At 71.2% G+C, this 24,409-nt stretch carries 20 protein-coding genes; 19 read left to right on the forward strand and 1 reads right to left on the reverse strand.

Going from position 1 to position 24,409, the window contains the following annotated elements:
* From VLK66_RS14620 to VLK66_RS14645, 6 genes are all read left to right on the forward strand, one after another.
* Entirely contained in the window at window positions 1-900 is a 900-nt protein-coding gene (locus VLK66_RS14620) for a XamI family restriction endonuclease (RefSeq protein WP_325310176.1), read from the forward strand.
* Window positions 901-1,006: 106 nt separating this feature from the next.
* Complete coding sequence (locus tag VLK66_RS14625; RefSeq protein ID WP_325310177.1) at window positions 1,007-1,186, forward strand: hypothetical protein; 180 nt, start codon at window positions 1,007-1,009, stop codon at window positions 1,184-1,186.
* A 156-nt stretch (window positions 1,187-1,342) separates the two neighbouring features.
* On the forward strand, window positions 1,343-2,077 hold the full coding sequence (locus tag VLK66_RS14630) for a helix-turn-helix transcriptional regulator (protein WP_325310178.1): 735 nt from the start codon (window positions 1,343-1,345) through the stop codon (window positions 2,075-2,077).
* 332 nt (window positions 2,078-2,409) lie between these two features.
* Window positions 2,410-5,076 (forward strand): ATP-binding protein, encoded by a 2,667-nt coding sequence (locus tag VLK66_RS14635; RefSeq protein WP_325310179.1) that lies wholly within the window; start codon window positions 2,410-2,412, stop codon window positions 5,074-5,076.
* 327 nt (window positions 5,077-5,403) lie between these two features.
* Complete coding sequence (gene ppk1 / locus VLK66_RS14640) at window positions 5,404-7,680, forward strand: polyphosphate kinase 1 (RefSeq protein WP_325310180.1); 2,277 nt, start codon at window positions 5,404-5,406, stop codon at window positions 7,678-7,680.
* A 440-nt stretch (window positions 7,681-8,120) separates the two neighbouring features.
* Window positions 8,121-10,256 (forward strand): S9 family peptidase, encoded by a 2,136-nt coding sequence (locus VLK66_RS14645; protein ID WP_325310181.1) that lies wholly within the window; start codon window positions 8,121-8,123, stop codon window positions 10,254-10,256.
* Between the two features lie 328 nt (window positions 10,257-10,584).
* Here VLK66_RS14645 and VLK66_RS14650 read toward each other — a convergent pair whose 3' ends face one another.
* On the reverse strand, window positions 10,585-10,944 hold the full coding sequence (locus VLK66_RS14650) for a DUF5655 domain-containing protein (protein WP_325310182.1): 360 nt from the start codon (window positions 10,942-10,944) through the stop codon (window positions 10,585-10,587).
* A 281-nt stretch (window positions 10,945-11,225) separates the two neighbouring features.
* Here VLK66_RS14650 and VLK66_RS14655 point away from each other — a divergent pair, with 281 nt between their 5' ends.
* The 13 genes from VLK66_RS14655 (at window position 11,226) to uraH (ending at window position 24,407) form a co-directional block, all read left to right on the forward strand.
* Window positions 11,226-13,373: a xanthine dehydrogenase family protein molybdopterin-binding subunit gene (locus VLK66_RS14655; protein WP_325310183.1), complete on the forward strand. Its 2,148-nt coding sequence runs from the start codon at window positions 11,226-11,228 to the stop codon at window positions 13,371-13,373.
* A gap of 342 nt (window positions 13,374-13,715) precedes the next feature.
* On the forward strand, window positions 13,716-14,174 hold the full coding sequence (locus VLK66_RS14660) for a (2Fe-2S)-binding protein (RefSeq protein WP_325310184.1): 459 nt from the start codon (window positions 13,716-13,718) through the stop codon (window positions 14,172-14,174).
* Window positions 14,171-14,995, forward strand: a complete 825-nt coding sequence (locus VLK66_RS14665) for an FAD binding domain-containing protein (RefSeq protein WP_325310185.1) — start codon at window positions 14,171-14,173, stop codon at window positions 14,993-14,995. Before VLK66_RS14660 ends, VLK66_RS14665 begins: the two co-directional genes overlap by 4 nt.
* A gap of 95 nt (window positions 14,996-15,090) precedes the next feature.
* Complete coding sequence (locus VLK66_RS14670) at window positions 15,091-17,331, forward strand: pentapeptide repeat-containing protein (protein WP_325310186.1); 2,241 nt, start codon at window positions 15,091-15,093, stop codon at window positions 17,329-17,331.
* Between the two features lie 79 nt (window positions 17,332-17,410).
* Window positions 17,411-18,106: a hypothetical protein gene (locus VLK66_RS14675; protein WP_325310187.1), complete on the forward strand. Its 696-nt coding sequence runs from the start codon at window positions 17,411-17,413 to the stop codon at window positions 18,104-18,106.
* A gap of 199 nt (window positions 18,107-18,305) precedes the next feature.
* Window positions 18,306-19,121: an SDR family oxidoreductase gene (locus VLK66_RS14680; RefSeq protein ID WP_325310188.1), complete on the forward strand. Its 816-nt coding sequence runs from the start codon at window positions 18,306-18,308 to the stop codon at window positions 19,119-19,121.
* Window positions 19,122-19,301: 180 nt separating this feature from the next.
* Entirely contained in the window at window positions 19,302-19,679 is a 378-nt protein-coding gene (locus VLK66_RS14685) for a Rid family detoxifying hydrolase (protein WP_325310189.1), read from the forward strand.
* 26 nt (window positions 19,680-19,705) lie between these two features.
* Window positions 19,706-20,245, forward strand: a complete 540-nt coding sequence (locus VLK66_RS14690; protein ID WP_325310190.1) for a PhzF family phenazine biosynthesis isomerase — start codon at window positions 19,706-19,708, stop codon at window positions 20,243-20,245.
* A 117-nt stretch (window positions 20,246-20,362) separates the two neighbouring features.
* Window positions 20,363-21,733 (forward strand): allantoinase AllB, encoded by a 1,371-nt coding sequence (allB, locus tag VLK66_RS14695; protein WP_325310191.1) that lies wholly within the window; start codon window positions 20,363-20,365, stop codon window positions 21,731-21,733.
* Between the two features lie 151 nt (window positions 21,734-21,884).
* Entirely contained in the window at window positions 21,885-22,199 is a 315-nt protein-coding gene (locus VLK66_RS14700; protein WP_325310192.1) for an EthD family reductase, read from the forward strand.
* A gap of 90 nt (window positions 22,200-22,289) precedes the next feature.
* Window positions 22,290-23,297: an allantoicase gene (gene alc / locus VLK66_RS14705; protein ID WP_325310193.1), complete on the forward strand. Its 1,008-nt coding sequence runs from the start codon at window positions 22,290-22,292 to the stop codon at window positions 23,295-23,297.
* Complete coding sequence (gene uraD, locus VLK66_RS14710) at window positions 23,294-23,800, forward strand: 2-oxo-4-hydroxy-4-carboxy-5-ureidoimidazoline decarboxylase (RefSeq protein ID WP_325310194.1); 507 nt, start codon at window positions 23,294-23,296, stop codon at window positions 23,798-23,800. Before alc ends, uraD begins: the two co-directional genes overlap by 4 nt.
* Window positions 23,801-24,062: 262 nt before the next feature.
* A complete protein-coding gene (uraH, locus tag VLK66_RS14715; RefSeq protein ID WP_325310195.1) occupies window positions 24,063-24,407 on the forward strand; it encodes a hydroxyisourate hydrolase in 345 nt (114 codons plus the stop codon).
* Window positions 24,408-24,409: the final 2 nt, after the last annotated feature.

A 24,409-nucleotide genomic window follows, 5' to 3' on the forward strand; every position in this document is an offset into this window, starting at 1 on the left:
ATGTATTCCGAAGTAGAACTCGATCAGCAACGCCGAGTCGCGATAGACCATTTCCGCCGCGAACGATTAGAGGAGCCTCTGGAGGATTACCTCGAGCACGTTGATAACTACCTCGGATCATTTGAAGACCTTTTGGAGGCAACGGTGGATCTGACCAGCATTGCTCCTGCTGCGTTGGAGTTGCTTACCGATCCCGAAATGCTAGAGGCGTTCCGGTATCTTGCCGGACCTCCAATCTCGACGGACGATCTCAAAACGGTTGCTGAGGCAACTTCGGTCACCGCGAACCGCTTCAGGAAAGATCCCGGACTCGTTCGGCGCGTCGTTGACGTCGTACAGATTGCCTTGGACCGTAGACGCTTTCCTTGGGTGACAGAAGAACGTGAGCCAACGGAAGCGGAACGGCAGGCCGCAGTACTCGCTTCCGCCGCACTGATGGCCACACGACGAATGGAAACGGCCCGGCGACATACCGGGAAGGGGCGTCAAGAGCAACGCGTCGAGGATGCGCTGCTCGCCGGCGGATGGAAGAAGGTCGCAGCACGGACGGTGAAGGTGATCTCCGATGCACCGGAGGCGGGGCACTTCTGCCGCGAGAGTATGCTGGGCTCACGCAAAGCAGATTTTATCATCCGCCTCTGGGATCAAAGAGTGATGCCGATCGAGTGCAAGGTTTCCAACAGCGCCACAAACTCGGTGAAGCGACTGAACAACGATGCCGCCGCAAAGGCGGTGAGTTGGCGGCAGGATTTTGGACAAACCCAGATCGTACCGGCAGCTGTGCTTAGCGGCGTGTACAAACTCCATAACCTCCTGGACGCCCAAGCACGCGGGCTTAGTCTGTTCTGGGAGCACGACCTCGCAAAACTCGTAGAGTGGACGGAGTCGGCCCGCCGTTAGATGACGAGAGATAGATGCCGCGCAACGGGCGGCAGCGATGTCCGCGGCACGGGTTCTGCCATCGCAACGCGTTGAACGCGTTGAACTTGAGCCCAAGGAGGAGGCGATGGCGCGCGAACGGGAGCTGATCGAGCCGCACAAGGGGGACAAGCGCTACGTCCGGCGCGACGAGCAGGGGCGCTTCACCAACGACCAGGTGGACGTGGGCCGCTCGCTGGCCGCCGACCGCCGGCAGCACTCCGAGCACAAGGCCCCGCGCGGGCAGGGCGACCGCGGCGACCACTGACCGGGGCCGGGACGGGACGGGGATGGCGATGTGTGGCGCCGCGGCGGACCTCCGCCGCGGCGCCTTGCATTGTGCCCCGGCGCGGCCCGGCGATTGCGTTGGATCGGGCCCCAAGTTCCTGTGCTACAACGCAATCCCGTGAACGGAGACGACAGGATGCCCATGCGACTTCTTCCCCAGCGGCTCGTCGGCCAGACCATCCGCGGGATCCGCAATCGCCTGGGGATGAGCCAGGCGGACTTCGCCAGCGCCGTGGGCGCGGCGAACGCGGCGGAGGTGGCGCGGTGGGAGAAGGGCCAGGTACAGCCGGACTACGGCACGCTGGCCAAGATTGCCACCATGGGCGTGGTGGACGTGCTGGTCTTCCACGACGGCGCGTCGGCCGCCGAGACGCCGCAGATCACCCCCGGCGAGGCCAACGAGCTGCGCGACATCCTGATGCGCATGGAGTCGCTGCTGGACGACGCGCGCCGCCTGGTGGACCGCGCCTCGAACCGCACCGCGCTCGAGGCGCTGGAGGCGGCCACCGGCAGCGTCCCCGCCATCACCCAGCTGCCGGACGCGGTGGTGCTGGACGCCGAGGTGCGGCTGGAGACGAAGCCGCGCTCGCGCACCGCGTCCGCCAGCCGCCGCTCCGCCTCGCGCGCGACGCCCTCCGCCACGCCGCGCAAGCGCTCGTCCTCGACCGGGAAGAGCGGGAGCACGGCGGGCACCGGCACCACGGCGAGCGGATCGTCCGCGGGCGAGACGTCCGGCAGCGGATCGTCCTCGCGCGGATCGTCGCGCTCGGGAAGCGGGTCGTCGTCGCGCGGGCGGTCGGGCTCGTCGCGGGGCCAGAAGTCGCCGGGCGGGACGGGTAGCGGGTCGTCGGGTGGGAGCGCGCCGGCCTGATCCGGCGCGGGAGCCGGATCTCCAGCATTCACGAAGAGAAGCAGAGCAGCGGAGGAACTCCTCCGCCGCTCTGCTTCTTCGCGTGAGATCCGTCCGTCGAGAATGCGGCGTTACGGCGGATGTAACGGGGCATGGCACCACCCCGCGGCTGCATCATCATCCCCCGATCCTCATCTCCATCCCAACCGACCGCGTAACCCCCGGCCCCTGCGGCGTTTCCGCATCTCCCCATCTCCCGTCTCCCTCGCTCCCCATCCGTTTGCGCGGCGGTCCGGCGAGTGCACTGACGGTGGCGCAAAATGGATCGGGAACCTGCATCCGCACGGGAATCGATGTCGCAGCCGAAGTTCGTGGGGCGGGACGCGGAGATGGAGCGGCTGGGCGCGCTCTGGCGCGACGCCGCGGCGGGGCGGGCGCGCGTCTGCTTCGTCACCGGCGAGGCGGGCGCGGGCAAGTCGTCGCTGCTGCACAGCTTTGCCGCCGCGGCGCAGCGGGCGGACGCCAGGATGGTGGTGGCCAGCGCCAACTGCGATGCGCAGACCGGCCAGAGCGATCCGTATCTCCCCTTCCTGACCCTGCTGGAGCAGCTCACCGGCGACCCCGAGGCGGGCGGCGTGCAGTCGGCCGCCACGGGCGAGAACGCGCGCCGGCTGCGCTCGCTGGTCGGCCTGTCGATGCGCACCCTGCTGGAGCACGCGCCGGACCTGGTGGGCACCTTCGTTCCCGGCGCCGGGCTGCTGGTGAAGGCGGGGAAGTACGCCGCGGACCAGGCCGGGCTGCTCTCGCGGCTGGAGGAGAAGGTGACGTCGCGCGGTGGCGCGGGAGGCGCGCCGGCCGAGGCGGTGGACCGCGACCGCATCTTCCGGCAGTACACGGGAATGCTGCGCGCGCTCTCGGCCCAGTGCCCGCTGCTGCTGGTGCTCGACGACCTGCACTGGGCCGACGGCGCCTCGATCGACCTGCTCTTCCACCTGGGCCGCGCGCTGGAGAACGAGCGTATTCTCCTGGTCGGCTCCTATCGCCCCAACGACGTGTCCATCGGCCGCGACGGCCGCCGCCACCCGCTGGAGGCGCCGCTGGCCGAGCTGAAGCGCTACCTGGGCGACGCGTGGATCGACCTGGACCGCGCAGGGTGCGAGCAGCGCCGCGCCTTCGTGCACGCGCTGGTGGACGCCGAGCCCAACCGGCTGGACGCCGAGTTCCGCGAGGGGCTGCTGCGCCACACCGCCGGCCACCCGCTGTTCGCGGTGGAAGTCCTCCGCACGCTGCAGGAGCGCGGCGACCTGGCGCACGACGCCGAGGGGTGCTGGCGCGCCGCCGGGCCCATCGACTGGGACGTCCTTCCCGCGCGGGTGGAGGGGGTGATCGAGGAGCGCATCGGGCGATTGACGGACGAGCTGCGCGAGGTGCTGACGGTGGCCTCGGTCGAGGGGACCAGCTTCACCACGCAGGTGGTGGCCCGGCTGCGGGAGATGGGTGAGCGCCAGCTGCTCCGCCTCCTTTCCGGCGAGCTGGAGAAGCGCCACCGGCTGGTGGTCGAGGGCACTACGGAGCGCGTGGGGGCGCGGTGGGTGAGCCAGTTCGCCTTCTCGCACGTGGCCTTCCAGCAGTACCTCTACCACGACCTGTCGGCCCGCGAGCGGATGCTGCTGCACGCCGAGACGGCCGAGGTGCTGGAGGAGCTGTACGCCGGGCACACCGACCGCGTGGCCCTCCAGCTCGCGCGCCACCACGAGCTGGCGGGCGACCCCGCGCGCGCCGTGGACCACCGCCTGCGGGCCGCGTCGCGCGCGCTGGCGGTGGGCGCGTACGCCGAGGCGCGGGCGCTGCTGGAGCGCTCGCGCGAGCTGCTGGCCCAGGTGCCCGCCGGCCCCGAGCGCGACCGGCGCGAGCTGGAGGTGCTCACCCGCCTGTGCAACGTGCTGAACGCGACCGAAGGGTGGGACTCGCCGGGGCTGCCGGAGATCTTCTCCCGCTCGCGTGAGCTGTGCGAGGAATTGGGCGAGCGGGCGCAGCTGTCGCGCGTGCTCTTCGGGCTCTGGGCCTATCACCTCGTGCAGCTCCAGCTGCAGCCCGCGCTGGCGGTGGCGCGCGAGTACTTCGACCTGGCCGACGCGCTGGCCGACCACGACACCGTCCTCCAGGCGCACGCGGTGATGGGCGACACCCTTTTCTGGCTGGGCCGCCCCGCCGAGGCGCGCGACTACGCCGAGGCGGCCATGCTCCTGTACGCGCCGCACCTGCGCGACGAGCACCAGGCGCGCTTCGGGCTGGACCCGCGCATGATCCCGCTGATGCTCCTGGCCCTCTCCGACGCGCTGCTGGGCCGGGCCGGGCGCGCGGCCGCCTGGGGCGCGGAGTGCGTGCGCGTGGCCGACGAGGCGGCGCACCCCTTCAGCCGCGCCTTCGCCCTGTACGCCGCGGCGCTGCTGGCGTGGCTTATGGGAGATGGGGATGCGGCACGGGCGCACGCCGCCGCGCTGCAGGAGACGAGCGAGCGCTTCGGGTTCGCGTACTACCGCGGCCAGGCCGGGGTGCTGCGCGGGTGGGGGATGGGGATGGAGGGAAGCGTCGAGGACGGGCTGCAGGCCATGCGGCGCGGCTTCGAGGAGGCGGCGGCCAACGGCGGGCGCGGCGACCACTCGCTGTACTGCCTGATGCGCGCCGAGGTGCTGCGCCGCGCCGGCCGCGCCGCCGAGGCGCTGCGCGTGGTGGACTGCGGGCTGGCCGTGGCCCGCGAGTGCGGCGAGGCGGCGTTCGAGCCCGAGCTCCTGCGCGTCCGCGGCGAGGCGCTGGCCGAGGCGTTTCCCGAGCACGTGACCGACGCCGCCGCGTACCTGGAGCGCGCGATCGCCCGCGCCCGCGCGCAGGGCACGCCGCTGCTGGAGCACCGCGCCGCCGCCGGCCTCGCCCGCCTCCGCGCCACCGTCTTCGCCGCGCCGCCGCCCGACGAGCCCTTCTCCGCCCCGCCATCGCTCCGCGTCCCCGTGCTGGCGTGAGGGGGAGAAGGAACCGAGCAGGAACTCGGCGATCTCCGCGTCTCCTCGACGGTGACTTCTCACGCGGAGACGCGGAGTCGCGGAGAACTCCGTGGCGTGACGAATCCTCCGCATCTCCGCGTCTCCGCGTGAGATCAACGATGTAGCGGCAGGGCGGCGATGAAAGTCGTACCGACCCGGCGGATCCGGAACGCGCCGGGGCCGGCGGAAAGCGGAAGATGTACGCTCCGGGGGAGAACGCCGTTACATTGGAACGGTTTACATCCGCGGGGCCGCCGCGTACCTGTAGGGCGGTCCGCCCCGTTCCCCGGAATCCCACCGCACCGCATGCGCGCCGAGCACAGCCTTCCCTCCACCAACGGCGACACGCCGAAGCCGCAGCCGCCGGCCACCGCCCCGCGCCGTACCCGCGGCGTCCGCGCGGTCCCCCGCGTCCCCGACGCGCCCGCCGCCATCCCCTGCGCGGTGCGCCCCCGAGCGGTACCGCGCGGCGCGCCGCTGGACGACAAGTCGCTGTACTTCAACCGCGAGCTCAGCCTTCTCGACTTCAACTGGCGCGTCTTCGCCCAGGCGCTGGACACGCGCACGCCGCTGCTGGAGCGCGTGCGCTTCCTGGCCATCGCCAGCAGCAATCTGGACGAGTTCTTCCAGAAGCGCGTGGGCGGATTGAAGCGGCAGGTGGCGGCCGGGGTGCAGGTGCTCTCCATCGACGGACGCACGCCGGCCGAGCAGCTGGAGCTGATCGGCGCCGCCGCGCTGGAGATGCAGGCCGCGCTCTCCGACACCTGGGAAACGGCGCTGAAGCCGCTGCTGCGCGCCGACGCCGGCGTGCACGTGTGCTCCTACGCCGAGCTGGCCCCGCATCAGCGGCGGGCGCTGGACGAGCACTTCCGCGAGCAGATCTACCCGGTGCTCACCCCGCTGGCGGTGGACCCCGGGCACCCGTTTCCCTTCATCTCCAACCTCTCCCTTTCCCTGGCCGTGCTGATGCGCCACGCCGCGCGCAGCACCTACCACTTCGCCCGCATCAAGGTCCCCGCGCAGCACGGCCGGTGGATCCCCGTCCCGGGCTCGGACGAGCGCTTCCACTTCGTGCCCGTGGAGCAGGTGATCCAGGCGAACGTGGCCTCGCTCTTCCGGGGGATGGAGATCGTGAACGTCCACCCCTTCCGCGTGACGCGCAGCGCCGACGTGGACCGCGGCGACGACGAGAGCGAGGACCTGCTGGCGCTGATCAGCGAGGAGCTGCGCGAGCGCCGCTTCGCCCCCGTCGTGCGCCTGGAGGTGGACCGGGCGATGCCGAAGGAGGTGCGGCAGCTGCTGGTGCGCGAGCTGGAGCTGCAGGACGACGACGTGTACGAGAGCGGGGGGATGATCGCGCACGCCGACACCGCCTTCTTCGCCGACCTCGACCTCCCCGCGCACCGCTTCGAGGCGTGGGAGCCGGTGGTCCCCGAGCCGCTGCAGCACGAGGGCGAGACCGAGGAGGAGCGGAACATCTTCTCCATCATCCGCCGCGGCGACGTGCTGGTGCACCACCCGTACGACTCGTTCCCCGCCAGCGTGCAGCGGCTGCTGGAAGAGGCGGCGGTGGACCCGCGCGTGGTGGCCATCAAGATGACGCTGTACCGCACCGGCGGCGAAGCCAGCCCGGTGGTGAAGGCGCTGATCGCCGCGGCCGAGCGGGGGAAGCAGGTGGCGGTGCTGGTGGAGCTGACCGCGCGCTTCGACGAGGAGAACAACATCCGCGGGGCGGAGATCCTGGAAGACGCCGGCGTGCACGTCACCTACGGGCTCGTCGGCCTGAAGACGCACAGCAAGGTCACGCTGATCGTGCGCGACGAGGGCGGCCCGCCGCGCACCTACTGCCACATCGGGACGGGGAACTACCACGCCCGAACGTCGAAGCTGTACAGCGACCTGGGGCTTCTCACCTGCCACGACGAGATCGGCGACGACCTGGTGAACCTGTTCCACTTCCTCACCGGGTACGCGCCGGACCAGCAGTACACGCGCCTGGTGGTCGCCCCGCGCGACATGCGGCGGGTGTTCGAGGAGCGCATCGAGCGCGAGGTGCAGCACCAGCGGCGGTACCAGAACGGCCGCATCATCGCCAAGTTCAACGCCTTGGACGACCCCGGCATCATCCGCGAGCTGTACCGCGCCAGCCGCGAGGGGGTGAAGATCGACCTGATCGTGCGCGGCCACAGCCGGCTGCGTCCCGGCCTTCCCGGCTACAGCGAGAACATCCGCGTGGTCAGCCTGATCGGGCGCTTCCTGGAGCACGACCGCATCTACCACTTCGGCAACAACGGCGACCCCGAGGTGTTCATCGGCAGCGCCGACTGGCGCGAGCGCAACCTGAACGAGCGGGTGGAGACGATCGTCCCCGTGATGGACAGCGTGCTGCGCGAGCGCCTCGTGCGCCTGCTGGAGAACGCGCTCACCGACAACCGCCTCGCCTGGGACCTGCAGCCCGACGGCCACTGGAAGCCCCGCCACTGCGCCGAGGACGAAACCGAGGTGAACTACCACGACCTGCTGATGCGCGACGCCCTGGAGCGCAGCCGCAAGGGCGCGCGGCCGTGGGAGGTGATGCTGTAGCTGCAGGGACAGGTTACAGGGGACAGGGAATAGGGAACGGCAACTCCGGATGAGCCCGGCGCTGCTGGGGGCCTCACCCGGGGAGCCCTCACCCGAAAAAGAGAGATGGAGAAGACAAAACCGCCGTCTTCTCCATCTCTCTTTTTCGACCTCTCCCGACAGCAGGAGAGGTGAACTGTAACAGAAACGGCAGCTCCGCGCGGGGAACCAGCCATGCGTTGAGTTCTCCCCTCCCCCGCGGAACGGGCGGAGCGGCCGGGGGAGGGGCCAGCCAGGCGGGCAGGATGCCATCGCAAAGCTGCGATGCTTCTCCTCGGGGCCGTCACTTCGCCCACCGGGAATGGCCGTTCATCCCTCCCGATTTGCGCCGGACGTCCATCCGTCCCATGCTAACCATCCAGCACTCCGCAAACAGCGTTTCCCTTGGCCCCACGATCCCGATGCATTCCATCCCAATCGCACGCACCGCCGTCCTGCTGGCGTCGGCGCTCGCGCTGGCCGCCGTGCCCGTGCGGGCGCAGGAGCGGCGCCCGCTCACGCCGCTCGATCTGTATCACCTGCGCACCGCGTCGCAGACCGCGCTCTCGCCGGACGGGCGCAGCGTGGCGTACGTGGTGCTGCAGGCGGACTCGGCCACCAAGAAGTACCGCCGCGAGCTGTGGCTGGCGCGCACCGACGGCAGCGGGGCGCGGCGGCTGACCTGGCTGAACGTATCCGCCTCCGCGCCGGCGTTCTCGCCCGACGGGCGGCAGCTGGCGTTCGTCAGCGCGCGCGAGAGCAACCCGCCGCAGATCTGGGTCCTGCCGCTGGCCGAGGGCGGCGAGGCGTGGCCGCTCACCTCGCTGGAGCACGGCGCCGGCAGCCCCGCCTGGAGCCCGCGCGGCGACCGCATCGCATTCATCTCCAGCCTCAAGCCCTTGGAGCTCGACTCCGCCGCAGCGAAGGCGGACACTGCCAAGGGCGACGCCGCCACCATCCAGCACATCGACCGCGACCGCGCCGCCGCGCTGCGCGCCATCCGCGCGCGGCTGCGGGACGACGCCAAGGACGACGACCCGCAGGTGGTCAGCCGCCTGGGCTACCTCACCGAGACCTCCATCCAGAGCGGCGACGAGTGGGGGCAGCTCTACGTGGTGGACGCGCGCTCCGGCGCCACGCCGAAGCGGCTCACGTCCAACCCGTGGAACACCGGCGAGGCGCAGTGGTCGCCGGACGGGCGCTGGATCGTGGCCACCTCCACCCAGCCGCGCGGCGACTATCACCCCGACTACGAGCTGGAGGGGCAGGTGATCCTCGTCCCCGCGGACGGCGGGGCGGCCACGCGCCTGCACGAGACCGGCTACCAGGAGGGCGCGCCGCGCTTCTCGCCGGACGGGAGATGGATCGCCTACCAGCGGCAGTCCACCGCCAGGCCCTACTACACCGCCGTGAACACCGAGCTGGTGGTGATGCATCCCGACGGCACCGGCCGCACCTCCATCTCCGCCCCCATGGACCGCTCGGTGGCCGCGCACCGCTGGGCGGCGGGGGGATGGCTCTACTTCACCGTTCCGTCCGACGGCGCCATCTCGCTCTACCGCGTACGCCCGGGCCAGGGCGCGCCGCAGCGCATCGTGAGCGGCCCGCGCGGCGTGCTCTCGTTCGACGTGGCCGGGCCGACGATCGCGTGGACGCAGATGAGCCCCGCGCGGCCCAGCGACGTGTACGCCGCGGCGCTGGACGGCGGCGGCGAGCGGCGGCTGACCACGCTGAACGACTCGCTCCTGTCGCGCGTCTACGTGGCCGACTACGAGGAGATCCGCTATCCCTCGTTCGACGGCAAGCCGGTGCAGGGGTGGTTCCTGCGCCCCATCGGCTGGCGCGCGGGGATGCGCCCGCCGCTGGCGGTGGAGATGCACGGCGGCCCGCACGTCATGTGGGGCCCGGGCGAGGCGAGCATGTGGCTGGAGTACCAGTCGCTGGCGGGCGCGGGCTACACCGTGTTCTTCTCCAACCCGCGCGGCTCGGAAGGCTACGGGCAGGCGTGGCTGCAGGCCATCCACGAGAACTGGGGAACGCCCCCCGCGCGCGACATCCTGACCGGCGCCGACAGCGTGCTAGCCCGCGGGCTGGCCGACCCGGCCAAACAGGTGGTGACGGGCGGGAGCTACGCGGGGTACATGACCGCGTGGCTGATCGCGAAGGAGGTGCCGGAGCGCTTCCGGGCGGCGGTGGCGCAGCGCGGCGTGTACGACCTGACCATCTGGTGGGGGTCGGCCAACACCTGGCAGCTGTTCGAGGGCGAGTTCGGCGGGCGGCCGTGGGAGCAGCCGGAGCTGGCGCGCGCGCAGAGCCCGCTGACCTACGTCGCCAACGTGCGCACGCCGCTGCTGATGCTGCACGGCGCGCAGGACAACCGCGTGGGCGTGGCCAGCGCCGAGGCGTTCTATCGCGGGCTGAAGGAGGAGAACCGCGAGGTGGAGATGGTGCTCTATCCGCGCGAGGGCCACGAGGTCACCCGCAGCGGCGAGCCCGAGCACCGCATCGACCACATGCTCCGCATCATCGACTGGTTCGAGCGCCACGTGACGCACTGACGGGAGCCCTCACCGGATGGCCCTCACCCGCGCTGCACCGCCAATGAATTGGCGGGCAACAACAGCACCAAGTCCCTCCGGGACTGCTTCCAGGCATTGGGGTGGCGAGCCACCCTCGGCGCGGCCATCATCAGCGGCCGCGCCCGGGCCTCTCCCGCGGGGATGTGGAGGCCGCAGTCCCGGAGGGACTTTGTGCTTTTGTTGCCCCGGAATTCCATTCCGGGGAGCGGGGGAGCCATCCACTGACTGCAACGGCAGCCCCGCGCGACCGAAGCCGCCCGCGGATATCGTCCTCGCCACGCACCCACCGTCTCCCGCTCCGCGCAGCTCAATCCGCCGGTTTCGACAACCCGTACGCCTCGCCCAGCCACCCCGCCAGCTCCGCATCCACCTCCTCCGGCGCGTTGAGCAGGATCTCGTTGTGGAAGCGGCTGCGCGAGACCTGCTCCAGCTTGCGGACGCGCGGGCTCTCGATCGGCGCGGAGGTGCGGACGTTCAGCAGGATGCCGGCGCGGCGCGGGTGCACCCCGGCGAACGCGGTGCCGCCCTCGCCTGCGGTCAGGTGGATGGACGTCTTCTTCGCGTCCTGCCCGATGGGGCCCAGGCCCGCCAGCACGTCGATCAGCCGGTCGTAGATTCGCTGGACGACGGGGTCCTTCCCGGCAATGAGGGAATCGACCGTGAACATGGGGCCTCCATTGTGGGCGTTCGCCGCGGCACGCCCACAGCATAATCCGGCGCGCGGCCATCGCCAACCCGGACGCCCGTCCCGGGGAGTTGACCGCGGGGCGTGGGCGCCGTTATCTGTTCCCGTCACGACTCATCGCACGCGCCGCCCGCCGCGCCGGTCATCTCCGCGCGGCCGTCCGGCCATCCTCCCGGCAGAGGTCCGATCTTGCGACGTCCCCCGTTCCGCCGTCCGTCCATCTCCATCTCCCCCAACGCCGTTCCCGAGACGCGGAGGCGCGCGTGATCGCGCGCGCGGTCGGCTCCAACGTGCCGCGGAAGGACGGCCGGGCCAAGGTCACCGGCGCCGCCAAGTACATCGACGACCTCAGTTTTCCGGGGATGCTGCACGGGCGCACCATCCGCTCCACCGTGCCGCGCGGCACCATCCGCAGCGTGACGCTCGGCTTTGGCGAGGACGACGGCTTCACGGTGGTGGACCGCCGCGACGTGCCGGGGATGAACGCGGTGGCCATGATCGAGCTGGACCAGCCGTTCCTGGCCGAGGGCGAGGTCCGCCACCTGGCCGAGCCCATCCTTCTCCTGGCGCACGAGGACCGGGAGAAGCTGCTGGCCGCCACGGTGGAGATCGAGTACGACACCGCGCCCCCGCTGCTGGACCCGCACGCATCCCCCCGCGTCTTCAAGCACATCCGCATCGACAAGGGCGACGTGGACGCGGCGTTCGCGGACGCGGAGATCGTTGTCGAGGGCGAGTACCGGACCGGCGCGCAGGAGCACGTCTACATCGAGCCCAACGGGATGATCGCGGTGCCCGAGGAGGACGGCGGGATCACCGTCTACGGCTCGCTGCAGTGCCCCTATTACGTGCACAAGGCGCTGAAGGCGCTGCTGGCGCTCCCCGACGAGCGCGTGCGCATCGTGCAGACGGAGACCGGCGGCGGCTTCGGCGGCAAGGAGGAGTACCCGTCGCTGATCGCCGGCCACGCCGCGCTGCTGGCCATGAAGTCCGGCCGCCCGGTGAAGATCGTGTACGACCGCGTGGAGGACATGGTGGCGACGACGAAGCGCCATCCCTCCATCGTCCGCCACCGCACGGCGGTGACGCGAGAGGGGCGGCTGCTGGCGATGGACATCGACGTGCTGCTGGACGGCGGCGCGTACTGCACGCTCTCGCCCGTGGTCCTTTCCCGCGGCTGCATCCACGCGGCCGGGCCGTACCGCTGCGACCACGTGCGCATCGACGGGCGGGCGGTGATGACCCACAGCCCGCCCAACGGCGCCTTCCGCGGCTTCGGCGCCCCGCAGACGCAGTTCGCCACCGAGGTGCACATGGAGCGCATCGCCGAGGCGCTGGGGATGGACCCGGTGGCCCTCCGCGAGCTGAACGCGCTCCGCCCCGGCGACACCACCGCGACCGGCCAGGTGATGCAGGGCGACTGCTCGGCGATCGAGGTGCTGAATGAGACGGTGCGCCGCTCCGACTTCCACCGCCGGCGCGCGGAGTACGCGGGAACGAACCGGGGGATCGGGCTCGCGCTCTTCTTCCACGGCTCCGGCTTCACCGGCAGCGGCGAGGTGATGCTGCAGTCGCGCGCGGCGCTGGAGACCACGGAGCGCGGCGTGCGCGTGCTGGTGGCCAGCACCGAGATCGGGCAGGGGACGCGCACCATGCACGCGCAGATCGTGGCCGACGCGCTCGGCATCCCCTACGCCGATGTGGAGCCCGCGCAGCCCGACACCTTCGTGGTCCCCGACAGCGGCCCGACCGTGGCCTCGCGCACCTGCATGGTGGTGGGCGGCATCCTGCAGCGCTGCGGCGAGGACCTGCGCGCGCAGCTGGGCGACCTTCATCCCGCCGAGCACTTCCGCCGCTTCGGCCCGGTGCGCATCGTCCGCGAGTACGAGAAGCCGGGCGACGTGACCTGGAGCGACGAGACCTACCGCGGCGACGCCTACCCCACCTTCGGCTGGGGATGCGCGGCGGTGGAGGTGGAGCTGGACCCCGACACCTTCGAGGTCCGCGCCCGCGAGATCGTGACCGCGCAGGACGTGGGGAAGGCCATCCACCCCATGCTGGTGCGGGGGCAGATCGAGGGCGGCACCGCGCAGGCGCTGGGGTGGGCGCTGAACGAGAACGTGGTCACGCGCGACGGGGCGATGGCGAATCCGACCCTCACCAACTACACCATCCCCACCACGCTCGACACGCCGCGGATGGAGATCGTGGTGATGGAGAACCCCAGCAAGCACGGCCCCTTCGGCGCCAAGGGCGTGGGCGAGATGCCGATGGACGGCCCCGCTGCCGCCGTGGTGAACGCCATCCGCCACCTGGGGCTGGACGTGCGCCAGATCCCCGCCATCCCCGAGATGGTGATGGACGCCCCGCGCATCGAGACGGCCGGCGTCGCGGAGCCTGTCGCGGCGTGAGCGGCGGGATTCGCAGGAGAAGCATCGCCGCGTCTCCGCGGCCTCGCGGCCCTCTCCCCCGTCGTTCCGGGCGCGACTCCGTCGCATCCCGCAACGCCGACCCCTCCCCCCAAACAGCCTGGGGGAGGGGTGGTGCGGGCCCGGCCTCTCGATCGATCCTCTATCCTTGCTCTACCCGGAGACCCGCGTGACCACACCGTCGCATCGGCCGCACCGCAATGAAGTCCGCGAAGGCGGACTGCGTGCCGTTGTAGCCGCGACTTCAGTCGCATTTTCGCAACAAACACCATCGTCCCCACCCTCGTCCCGCCGCGGCTTCACCCTCGCCGGAGGGCGGCGCTGATGCGGTTCACGCTGAACGGCGCGCCGGCGGAGGTCGACGCGCACCCGATGGCGCGGCTGCTGGACGTGCTGCGCGAGGAGTGCGGCCTTACCGGCACCAAGGAAGGGTGCGGCGAAGGCGAGTGCGGCGCCTGCACCGTGCTGGTCGCCGGCGAGCCCGTGTGCTCGTGCCTGGTGCCCTTCGCGCAGGTGGCCGACGCGGAGGTGGTGACGATCGAGGGGCTGGGCGGCGAGCACCCGCTGCAGCGCGCCTTCGCATCGCTGGGCGGCGCGCAGTGCGGCATCTGCACGCCGGGGATGATCATGATGGCGATGAAGCTGCCGCCCAACCCCACCCTCGACGACGTGCGGCTCGGGCTGGCGGGCAATCTCTGCCGCTGCACCGGCTACGAGGCCATCTACCGCGCCGTGCTCGACGCCGCTACGGAGACGGCGGAGACGGCGGAGGCCCGCACATGAAGACCGCCGTCACCCCGCTGGCGCTGCTGCAGCCCGGGACGCTGGACGACGCGCTGGCGATGCTGCGCGACGAGGGGCCGCTGGTGCCGCTGGCCGGCTGCACCGACGTGTACGTGACGCTGAACTTCGGCACCCAGCCGGCCGCGCGCTTCCTGAACCTGTGGGGGCTGGACGAGCTGCGCGGGATCGGGGAGATGGACGGCGGCCTGCGCGTGGGCGCGCTGGCCACGCACACCGACCTGCAGCGCTCGCCGCTGGTCCGCGAGCGCCTCCCCTTCCTTGTCGAGGCGTGCGGCCAGGTGGGCGGCGTGCAGATCCAGAACCGCGGCACGCTGGCCGGCAACGTCGCCAACGCCAGCCCCGCGGGCGACACGCTCCCCGTGCTCGCCGTCGCCGATGCCGTCGTCGTGCTGCGCAGCGCGGAGGGCGAGCGGCGGGTGCCGTTCAACGGCTTCTACACGGGATACCGGGCCACGGTGATGCGCCCCGACGAGCTGATCGTGGCGATCGAGATCCCGCGCATCGACGGCGATCAGTGGTTCCGGAAGGTGGGGACGCGCGCCGCGCAGGCCATCAGCAAGGTGGTGATGGCCGCCGTCCGCGGCGACCGCCCCCGCGTGGCGCTGGGCAGCGTCGCGCCGACGGTGGTGCGCCTCCCCGGCGTCGAGGAGGCCCTCGCCCGCGGCGCGCCGATCGAGGAGGCGCAGCGCATCCTGATGCAGGAAGTCACCCCCATCGACGACATCCGCTCCACCGCCGGCTACCGCAAGCGCGTCGCGGCGAATTTGCTGGCGCGGTGGTGGGCATCAGCCGCGATGTAGTGCTGGGAGATCGATCCTCCGGATTGTATGGTGAAAGCGTGGTTTGATCGAGATTTCTTCAGTGAGGAACGATACATCGAACCGCAGAGGCCATCATGACGCCCGAGGAACTCGAGTCCAGGCTTCGTGCCGGGACGCGGATCGACTGCAAGCAGCCGGACGGAACCAGGGGCAGTATCGCGGCGGAGAAGTTCCTGGAGCTCGTGGACTGGCCCGAGCACCGGGTGCGCGTCGCGATCGAGGTCGAAAACGCGACCATCGCCGGCCCGCTGCGCCTGCAGAACATCCGCTTCTCCCGCGTCGTCTTCAAGAACTGCGACTTCACCGACCTGGTGGAGCTTTCCGAGTCCGTGTTCGCGGGTGACCTGCAGTTCAGCGGGTGCCGTCTGGCCCGCGGGCTCTACCTCACGGCCTCCCGCGTCCGGTACGATCTCTCCCTCGCCGATGCCGACGTCACGGATCCGGACCTCTCCAATCTGCGGGTGGACGGCTCCGTCCGGTCCGAGAGCGCCACGTTCCGGAACAAGTTTCTCGACTCGCTCCAGTTCAGCGGCCTCCGGTGCGGGAACCTGTTTCTGCAGGACGCGAAGTTCGAAGGTCCCGCGGAGTTCCGGCAGGCCCGGATTCTTGGACGGTGCAGCTTCGAATCGGTGCACTTCGCCGGCCTGGCCGATTTCGCATCGGTTTCCGTGGAGGGACATGCCGAGTTCTCCACCGGGAACCCCACCGGGCCGCAGCCCAGGGCGCGGACGAGGTTCGATGGCCCGGCCGTGTTCTCGCACGCCGCGTTTCGAAGCTCGGTGGACTTCAGGGACGTCACCTTCGCCGACACCGTGGAGTTCAGGGCCGCCTCCTTCGGCGGCGACGCGTCGTTCGTGCTGTCGGACTTCGACGGCCGGACCTTCTTCTCCTCGGCCACCTTCGAAACCAACGCCTTCTTCCAGAGCTCCCGCTTCGCCAGGCTGGCCACCTTCTACGGGATCTCGGTGCGCTCCGACCTGGTCGTTTCGCCGCTGGAAGGCGAAAGACAGACCTGCTTTGCGGCCATCTGCCGCTTCATCAAGGCCGCGGTGCACGGCGAGGCGTGGTTCTCGGGCGTGCTCTTCGGCGACAAGGCCAAGTTCACCCACTTCTTCTGCGAGGGAGCCGCGTACTTCAACCCCCGGAACGAACTTCCGGTCTCCTTCCAGGGCCCCGCCGACTTCTCGCGGTCGCGGTTCGGGCGGTTCGTCGAGATGGGACGGGCGGAGTTCCACGACCGCGCCACCTTCGACGGAATCGTCGTGGAGTCGAAGATGGATTTCGTGGAGTCGGTCGAAACCGAACAGGGGACGGTCGAGCTCGGCGCGAAGTTCATGGCCGCCGCGGTGTTCGCCGGCGCCGAGATCCGCGGCGACCTTTTCCTGTCCGGGGCGTCGTTCGCCGCCGCGGCGAACTTCGAGGGCGTCCGGGTGGGCGGGGCCGCGGATTTCTCGGCGCTCGAGCGGGGCGTGGTGTTCGGGGGAGAGGCGTGCTTCGAGAACGCGCAGTTCGCCGGCGACCTGAAGTTCACCGGCGCGCGTTTCCGCGGCGACGCGCGCTTCAGCTGCGCGCGCGCCACGCGGCAGGTGCATTTCCGGGAGGCGATCTTCGAGGCGGGGCTGGACCTGCGGGACGCCTTCTTCCACGAGGTGTTCTTCCGGGCGGAGCTGCGGGAGCACTGCCCCCGGGATGCCCCCCCGCAGTTCGCCAGCCATCCGCGGATCGAGGGGTTCAGCTACGACAGGATCTCGGTCGCGTGGCGCGATCTGTTCAACCGGCGGCTGCCGCACGTGGGCCAGCCCTACACGCACCTCGAGAAGACGCTTCGCGCGAACGGCGAGGACAAGGCGGCCGACCAGGTGTACGCGGAGTCGCGGCGGCACGAGACCGCCTCGTACCGCCGCAGCAGCTGGCTGCGGTTCGTCCTCTTCTGGATCTACGGAGTGACCGCCGGCTACGGCGTGAGGCGCGTCCGGCTGGCGGCGACCATGGTGATCCTCGTCGCGCTGGGCGCGTTCATCTTCCAGCTTCCGCGCTCGGTGGCCCAGAAGCAGGTGGGACGCGACGCGGTGATCGTGGAGGAGGGGCTCGATCTGCCGACGGCCATCGGGTTCAGCATGCACCAGTTCCTGCCGATCGAGATCGCTTCGGGCTCGCAGTGGGAGCCCGGCGACGACCAGATCGAGATCCTGGGCCGCAGGCTGCCGTTCACCTTCAAGGCGTACGCGTCGCTGCAGAAAGTGCTGGGTTTCCTGCTGGTGCCCCTGGGCGTCGCCGCCGTGGCCGGAATCCTCTATCGCCGCGCGACGAAATGACGGCGCCTTCCACCCCGACGCCGCGGCCGCTCTCACGCCGGCCCGCGGTGTCCGGCCGACCGCGATCCGGATCTCCCGCATGAAGATCATCTGCCCCGAATGCCGCGTTCCGGTCGCGGCCGAGGACGTCAATCTCGGCACCGGGCTGGCCAAGTGCCGCACGTGCAACAACGTGTTCCGCTTCACCGACGTCGCGCCGGAGCTCGCGGCGCCCGCGGCGCGGGCACGCATCCCGGTGGAGAAGCCGCGCAGCGTGGTCACCTCCGAGTTCGGCGGCGAGCTGACGCTGGAGTACCGGTGGTTCTCGTGGAAGTACCTCTTCCTCGCGTTCTTCTGCCTGTTCTGGGACGGGTTCCTGGTGGTCTGGTACGCGATCGCCGTGCGCAGCGGCAACCCGGTCCTGATGCTGTTCCCGCTGCTGCACGTGGCGGTGGGGATCGGCCTGACCTACGCCACCCTCGCAGGGTTCGTGAACACCACGACCGTGCGGATCGACGCCGGCCGCATCCGCGTGCGGCACCATCCGCTGCCGTGGGGGCGCACGGTGGAGCTGGGCGTGGTCGAGGTGAAGCAGCTGTTCTGCCAGGAGAAGATCTCGCGCGGCCGCAACGGCGTGTCGTACACGTACGACCTCGTCGCCCTGCTCCACGACGGCACGCGCCGCAAGGTGCTCGGCGGCCTGGACTACCCCGAGCTGCCGCTGTACCTGGAGCAGAACGCCGAGTCGTGGCTGAAGATCCGCGACGAGCCGGTGGTCGGCGAGCTGGCGCGGTGAACCGAAGTGCGGAAGTGCGGGGAGTGCGGGAGTGCGGGGAGTGCGGGAGTGCGGGAGTGCGCTGGCTCTGGAGCGGCCGGCGCACTTTTGCGTTTTCGGGAGATGCGGGGGCGGCGGCGCATCCAGGCCTCCGGACGCGGTAGCCAATCCGGTGGCGGCGGGATATCCTCTCGCGAGGGGGGATGACGGGCTGGCGGGGATGGAGACCAGGGGGAGGTGGACGATGGAGCTGGGGCTGCGGGGGAAGGTCGCGCTGGTGACGGGCGCGTCGGCGGGGCTGGGGCTGGCGATTGCGCGCGAGCTGGCCGCGGAGGGCGCGCGCGTGGCGATGGTCGCGCGCCGCGAGGACGTGCTGCGCGCCGCCGCGGACGAGATCGCCTCCGCCACCGGCGCCGACGTGCTCCCCATTGCCGGCGAGGTGGGGCGCGAGGGAGAGGCCGAGCGCTTCGTCCGCGAGGCGGAGGCGGCTCTGGGGCCGATGGACATCCTCGTCGCCAACGCGGGCGGGCCGCCGTCGACCACCTTCGCGACCACGACCGACGAGCAGTACCGCGCCGCCATCGATCTTAACCTGCTCGGCTCCATCCGGCTCGCGCAGGCCGCCGTGCCGGGGATGCGCGCGCGGCGCTGGGGACGCGTCATCTTCCTGACCTCGATGTCCGCCAAGCAGCCGCTGCCGGGGCTGATCCTGTCGAACACCGCGCGGGCCGGGATGCTCGGGTTCGCCAAGACGCTGGCGACCGAGGTGGCGGGCGACGGGGTACTGGTGAACAGCGTGCTCCCGGGCCACTTCGACACCGCGCGCGCCGCCGAGCTGGCCCGCATGCGCGCCGAGCGCGACGGCCGCAGCGTGGACGACCTGCTGCGCACCCGCGCCGCCGGCATCCCCGTGGGCCGCAGCGGTGACCCGCGCGAGATGGCAGCGGTAGTCGCCTTCCTCGCCTCCGACCGCGCGAGCTTCGTCACCGGCACGGCCATCCAGGTCGACGGCGGCCAGCTCTCCGGCCTGTTCTGATCCGATCGGCGGAGAGAACCGGTCGGTTGATAGATCCTCCTGCGCCGATGACATCCCGAGGTGAGGCGACACCGGTGCGGGACCGGCGCGTGGATGCCGCCCAGCAGTCCCGCAGGGACTTTGTGCTTTTGTTGCCGCGAAATCATTCGCCTTTTTCCAGCACTTCGAGCGGAGGATGGGATGCCCAGAGAAACCTTCAGCAGCGACAAGCTTCCGCCGACCGCCGGGCCGTTCTCGCCGGCGGTGCGTGGCGCGGGCGACTCCATCTACCTGAGCGGGCAGGTGGGGACGGATGCGGCCGGGAAGCTGGTCGGCGGCGGCGTGGAAGCGCAGACCAGGCAGGCGCTGGAGAACCTGCGGGCGGTGCTCGAGGCCGCAGGGCGCACCTTGGACGACGTCGTCCGCGTCGGCGTGTACCTCACCGACATGGGCAACTTCGCCGCGATGAACGAGGTGTACGCGCGGTTCTTCGCCCAGCCGTATCCCGCTCGCACCACCATCGGGGTGGCGGCGCTGCCGCTGGGCGCCGCGGTGGAGATCGACCTGGTGGCGAAGTGAATCCATCCCCATCCGCGGACAGGCCCATGGCGCACCGCTTCGTCATCGCCGACGTGTTCACCGACCGCGCGTTCGGCGGCAACCAGCTGGCCGTCTTCCCCGACGGCCGCGGCATTTCCGACCGCGCCATGCAGTCGCTGGCGCGCGAGTTCAACTTCTCCGAGACCACCTTCGTCCTCCCGCCGCGCCAGCCGGGGCACGCATACCAGCTCCGCATCTTCACCCCCGCCACCGAGCTTTCCTTCGCCGGGCACCCCACGGTCGGCACCGCGGCGGTGCTGGCGCGGCTGGGCGTGGTCGAGCTGCGGGGCGGCGCCGCGTCGATCGTCTGCGAACTGGGCGTCGGCCCCGTCGCCGTCGACGGGCATGGTGAAAATGCGAGTGAACTCGCGGCTACAACGGCACGCAGTCCGCCTTCGCGGACATCAGATCCGCGCGCACCTCGCCTCTCGTCTTCTTCCTCCACTCCGCTGGACCGGTCGAGGTTCGTCGTGCCCGCCAACACGACGCTGATCGCGACTGCCCGTCTCCGCGCTGGTGACGGTCGTCGCGACGGGGCGGGGTGAGCGACTCCGCGCTTGCGGCGGACCGCTTCGTCCGGCAGTTTCGCGGGGCGGACGCCCGGGTCCCGGGCACCTGCTTCGCCGCGCAGACGCCGATCGCCCTCTCCACCCGTTGACTCGTTGAGCGACGCTCCCACCCAGCTCGTCTTCCGCTCCGCGCACGTGGTGACGCCCGAGGGCGCCCGCGCGGCCGCCGTGTGGGTGAAGGACGGCCGCATCGCCGCCGTGCGCGAGTTCGGCGACGTGCCGGCGGGGGTGGAGACCGTGGAGTGCGGCGACGAGGTGCTGATGCCGGGGCTGGTGGACACGCACGTCCACGTGAACGAGCCCGGCCGCACCGAGTGGGAGGGATGGGATACGGCCACCCGCGCCGCCGCGGCCGGCGGGGTCACCACGCTGGTGGAGATGCCGCTGAACAGCATCCCTGCCGTGACCGATGCGTCGGCACTCGCGGCCAAGATCGCGGCCGCGGACGGCCACGTGCACGTGGACACCGGCTTCTGGGGCGGCGTGGTTCCCGGCAACGCGGGCGAGCTGCGGGGGATGTGGAACGCGGGCGTGCTCGGCTTCAAGTGCTTCCTCTCCCCCAGCGGCGTGGACGAGTTCACGCACGTGGGCGAGGCCGACCTCCGCGCCGCGCTCCCCATCCTGCGCGAGCTCGGCGCGCCGCTGCTGGTGCACGCGGAGTCGCCGCACGTGCTGGACGAAGCCGCGGCGGGGGTGGGGGATGCGGATCCGTCGCGCTATGCCACCTACCTCGCGTCGCGGCCGCCCGAGGCGGAGATCGAGGCGGTGGAGATGATGGTGCGGCTGGCGCGCGAGACCGGCGCGCGCATCCACATCGTGCACGTCTCCGCGGCCGAGGCGCTGCAGCCCATCCACGCCGCGCGCGAGGAGGGGCTGGCCGTCAGCTGCGAGACCTGCCCGCACTACCTCCACTTCGCCGCCGAGGACGTGCCCGACGGCGCCACGGAGATGAAGTGCGCGCCGCCCATCCGCGGCGCGGGGAACCGCGAGGACCTGTGGACGGCGCTCGGCGCGGGGTGGATCGACCTGGTCGCCACCGACCACTCGCCCTGCCCGCCGGAGATGAAGCTGCGCGAGCAGGGCGACTTCGTGCGCGCCTGGGGCGGCATCGCGTCGCTGCAGCTGGGGCTGGCCGCCGTCTGGCGCGGCGCGCGGGAACGCGGCTACACTCCCGGACACATCGCGCACTGGATGTCGGCGGGGCCGGCGCGGCTGGCGGGGCTGCACGCGCGCAAGGGCGCCATCGCCCCCGGCCACGACGCCGACCTGGTGGTGCTGGACCCCGACGCCGAGTTCCTGGTGGAGCCCGGCCGGCTCTTCCATCGCCACAAGCTCTCGCCGTACGTGGGCTCCGTGCTCCCCGGCGTGGTGGAGCAGACGTGGCTGCGCGGCGTGCGCATCCACGACCGCGGCGAGCTCGCCGGCCCGCCGTCCGGCCGCCTTCTCCTTCGCCATCGGGTGTGAGATGCACGGGCAGCCGCTCGTCGCCGCGATGCCGGAGAGCAGTCCGCGAAGGCGGACTTCGGGCCGTTGTTGCCGCGAATTCATTCGCCTTCGGGGCCAGGGAGATGCGAAGAGCAGCCGGGCGGCGATCATCCTTGGGTGAGAGAGAGCAATGGCAAAGATGGTCGTGATCTACCGGACGCCGAAGGACCCCCAGGCGTTCGATGCGCACTACTTCGACGTGCACGTGCCGCTCGCGAAGCGGCTCCCCGGGCTGCGGAAGTACGAGGTGAGCCGGCGGCCGATCCTCACGCCCGCCGGCGACCCCGAGCCGTACCTGGTCGGGACCCTCTACTTCGACGACCTGGAGGCCATCCGCCGCGCCTTCGCGACGCCCGAGGGGCAGGCCTGCGCCACGGACCGGCGCGTGCTGGCGCCCGAAGACGGCGACGTGCAGATGTACCTGTTCGACACCGCCGAGGTGTAGCGGCAGCCACCGCGCCCGGGTGCCGATCAGCAATTTCGTGAAGGCGATGGACGCCTCATCCGTATCCCTGTCTCCCGCTGTTTGCCGTAGATGACCGACTTTACCGAGATGGTGGACCTGGCGTCCGAGCGGCTGGGCGCCGCGGTGGTGGCCGCCAACGACGAGTTCTTCGCGCCCAAGGAGGCCATGCTGAAGCAGGCCGAGCCCGAGTGGCGCGAGGACGCGTACACCGAGCGCGGCAAGTGGATGGACGGCTGGGAAACGCGCCGCCGCCGCGACGACGACGGCCACGACTGGGCCATCGTCCGCCTGGGCGTTCCCGGCGTGGTGCGCGGCGTGGTGGTGGACACGCGCTGGTTCCGCGGCAACTACCCCGAGCACTGCTCGGTCGACGGGTGCGCCCTCCCCGGCATCCCCTCGCCTGAGGAGCTGGAGGCGGCGGAGTGGGTGGAGCTGCTGCCGAAGTCGGAGCTCGAGGGGAACGCGCCCAACCTCTTCGAGCTCGTCCGCTCCCCCCGCGTGACGCACCTGCGGCTGAACATCTTCCCCGACGGCGGGGTGGCCCGCTTCCGCGCGCACGGCGTGGCGCAGCCGCAGCTCACCGCGTTCGTCCTGCGCGGCGGCGAGATCGACCTGGCGGCGATGGAGAACGGGGGATGGGTGGAGGAGGTCAGCGACCGCTTCTACGGACATCCGCAGAACCTGATCCTCCCCGGCCGCTCGCTGTTCATGGGCGACGGATGGGAGACGCAGCGCCGCCGCGGCCCGGGCCACGACTGGAGCATCGTGCGCCTGGCCGCGCCGGGCACCATCCACCGCGTGGAGATCGACACCGACCACTTCAAGGGCAACGTCCCCGACCGCTGCATGCTCGAGGGGATCCACGCATCCGGCGTCCGCGAGGCGGGCAACCTCGCCGAGGCCACGGGATGGCGCCCGATCCTCCCCGAAACGAAGCTGCAGCCGCACGCGCGGCACCGCTGGGAGGCGGAGGTGGCGGACGCGGGGCCCGTGACGCACGTGCGCCTCAGCATCTTCCCCGACGGCGGGGTCGCGCGGCTGCGGGTGTTCGGCACGCTGGAGCGGCCGTCGTCGTGACGCTCGCCGAGCTGAACGCGCTGCCGGAGGACGAGGCCGCCGCCGCGCTCCTCGGCTGCTGCGGCTCGCCGCGGTGGGCGCGGGAGATGGCGATGCGGCGCCCGTTCGCGGACTTGGGCGCGGTGCTCGGCGCGGCGGACGAGGCGTGGTGGGCGCTGGAGGCGGCGGACTGGGACGATGCCTTCGCCGCGCACCCCCGCATCGGCGAGCGCAAGGCGGCGCCGGCGCAGGGCGCGCAGGCCGCCGCGTGGTCCGCGCAGGAGCAGTCCGCCGCCGCCGCCGCGGGAGACGACGTCGCCACCGCGCTGGCGGAGGGAAACCGCGCGTACGAGCAGCGCTTCGGCCGCATCTACATCGTCTGCGCCACGGGGAAGACGGCCGGGGAGATGCTCGCCATCCTCCGCTCCCGCCTCGGCAACGATGCGGACGCGGAACTGCGCGTCGCCGCCGGCGAGCAGGCGAAGATCACGCGGCTGCGGCTGGAGAAGCTGCTGGCGGGGTGAGCTGGAGCGGTGACGGTGCGCGGCAGGTGTGGAGATTGGCTGCGGTGTGCGAGCCGGCATCGCGCCCTCTACGGCCGGCCGAGACCGTCCACCTCTCCCGTACCGGGAGAGGTAGCCATCCACCATCCCCGCGGAGATCCTGCCTCAGCGCACCCGGGCCGGGGAGCGAGTCCGCGAAGGCGGACTTCGGGCCGTTGTTGCCGCGAATTCATTCGCCTTCCCGGGGCAGGCGAGCGCCTGATACCATCTACCGAACAACCACATGAGCGCGATCACGACGCACGTGCTGGACACCATGCGCGGGCTGCCGGCGATGGGGATCGCCGTGCTGCTGGAGCGCGCGGACGCCGAGGGGCAGATGCAGACCGTCGCGAGCGGCGTCACCAACAGCGACGGGCGCATCCTCGACCTCCTCCCCGTGGACCAGGCGCTGGAGCCGGGGACGTACCGCCTGAGCTTCGACACGGGCGCGTACTTCACCGCCACGGCGGTGGAAGGCTTCTACCCCGAAGTCTCCATCGTCTTCTCGGCGCGCGAGGGCGAGGCGCACTACCACGTGCCGCTGCTGCTCAGTCCGTACGGCTACTCCACCTACCGCGGGAGCTGACC

The sequence above is a fragment of the Longimicrobium sp. genome, assembly GCF_035474595.1.
GTDB lineage: Bacteria > Gemmatimonadota > Gemmatimonadetes > Longimicrobiales > Longimicrobiaceae > Longimicrobium.

Coding starts and splice junctions, on each gene's coding strand:
- VLK66_RS14625 (WP_325310177.1), top strand. CDS start 1,007: ATGGCGCGCGAACGGGAGCTGATCGAGCCGCACAAGGGGGACAAGCGC.
- VLK66_RS14665 (WP_325310185.1), top strand. CDS start 14,171: ATGAAGACCGCCGTCACCCCGCTGGCGCTGCTGCAGCCCGGGACGCTG.
- VLK66_RS14675 (WP_325310187.1), top strand. CDS start 17,411: ATGAAGATCATCTGCCCCGAATGCCGCGTTCCGGTCGCGGCCGAGGAC.
- VLK66_RS14660 (WP_325310184.1), top strand. CDS start 13,716: ATGCGGTTCACGCTGAACGGCGCGCCGGCGGAGGTCGACGCGCACCCG.
- VLK66_RS14620 (WP_325310176.1), top strand. CDS start 1: ATGTATTCCGAAGTAGAACTCGATCAGCAACGCCGAGTCGCGATAGAC.
- VLK66_RS14685 (WP_325310189.1), top strand. CDS start 19,302: ATGCCCAGAGAAACCTTCAGCAGCGACAAGCTTCCGCCGACCGCCGGG.
- uraH (WP_325310195.1), top strand. CDS start 24,063: ATGAGCGCGATCACGACGCACGTGCTGGACACCATGCGCGGGCTGCCG.
- VLK66_RS14680 (WP_325310188.1), top strand. CDS start 18,306: ATGGAGACCAGGGGGAGGTGGACGATGGAGCTGGGGCTGCGGGGGAAG.
- alc (WP_325310193.1), top strand. CDS start 22,290: ATGACCGACTTTACCGAGATGGTGGACCTGGCGTCCGAGCGGCTGGGC.
- VLK66_RS14645 (WP_325310181.1), top strand. CDS start 8,121: ATGCATTCCATCCCAATCGCACGCACCGCCGTCCTGCTGGCGTCGGCG.
- VLK66_RS14690 (WP_325310190.1), top strand. CDS start 19,706: ATGGCGCACCGCTTCGTCATCGCCGACGTGTTCACCGACCGCGCGTTC.
- VLK66_RS14630 (WP_325310178.1), top strand. CDS start 1,343: ATGCCCATGCGACTTCTTCCCCAGCGGCTCGTCGGCCAGACCATCCGC.
- VLK66_RS14635 (WP_325310179.1), top strand. CDS start 2,410: ATGTCGCAGCCGAAGTTCGTGGGGCGGGACGCGGAGATGGAGCGGCTG.
- VLK66_RS14670 (WP_325310186.1), top strand. CDS start 15,091: ATGACGCCCGAGGAACTCGAGTCCAGGCTTCGTGCCGGGACGCGGATC.
- ppk1 (WP_325310180.1), top strand. CDS start 5,404: ATGCGCGCCGAGCACAGCCTTCCCTCCACCAACGGCGACACGCCGAAG.
- VLK66_RS14700 (WP_325310192.1), top strand. CDS start 21,885: ATGGCAAAGATGGTCGTGATCTACCGGACGCCGAAGGACCCCCAGGCG.
- VLK66_RS14650 (WP_325310182.1), bottom strand. CDS start 10,944: ATGTTCACGGTCGATTCCCTCATTGCCGGGAAGGACCCCGTCGTCCAG.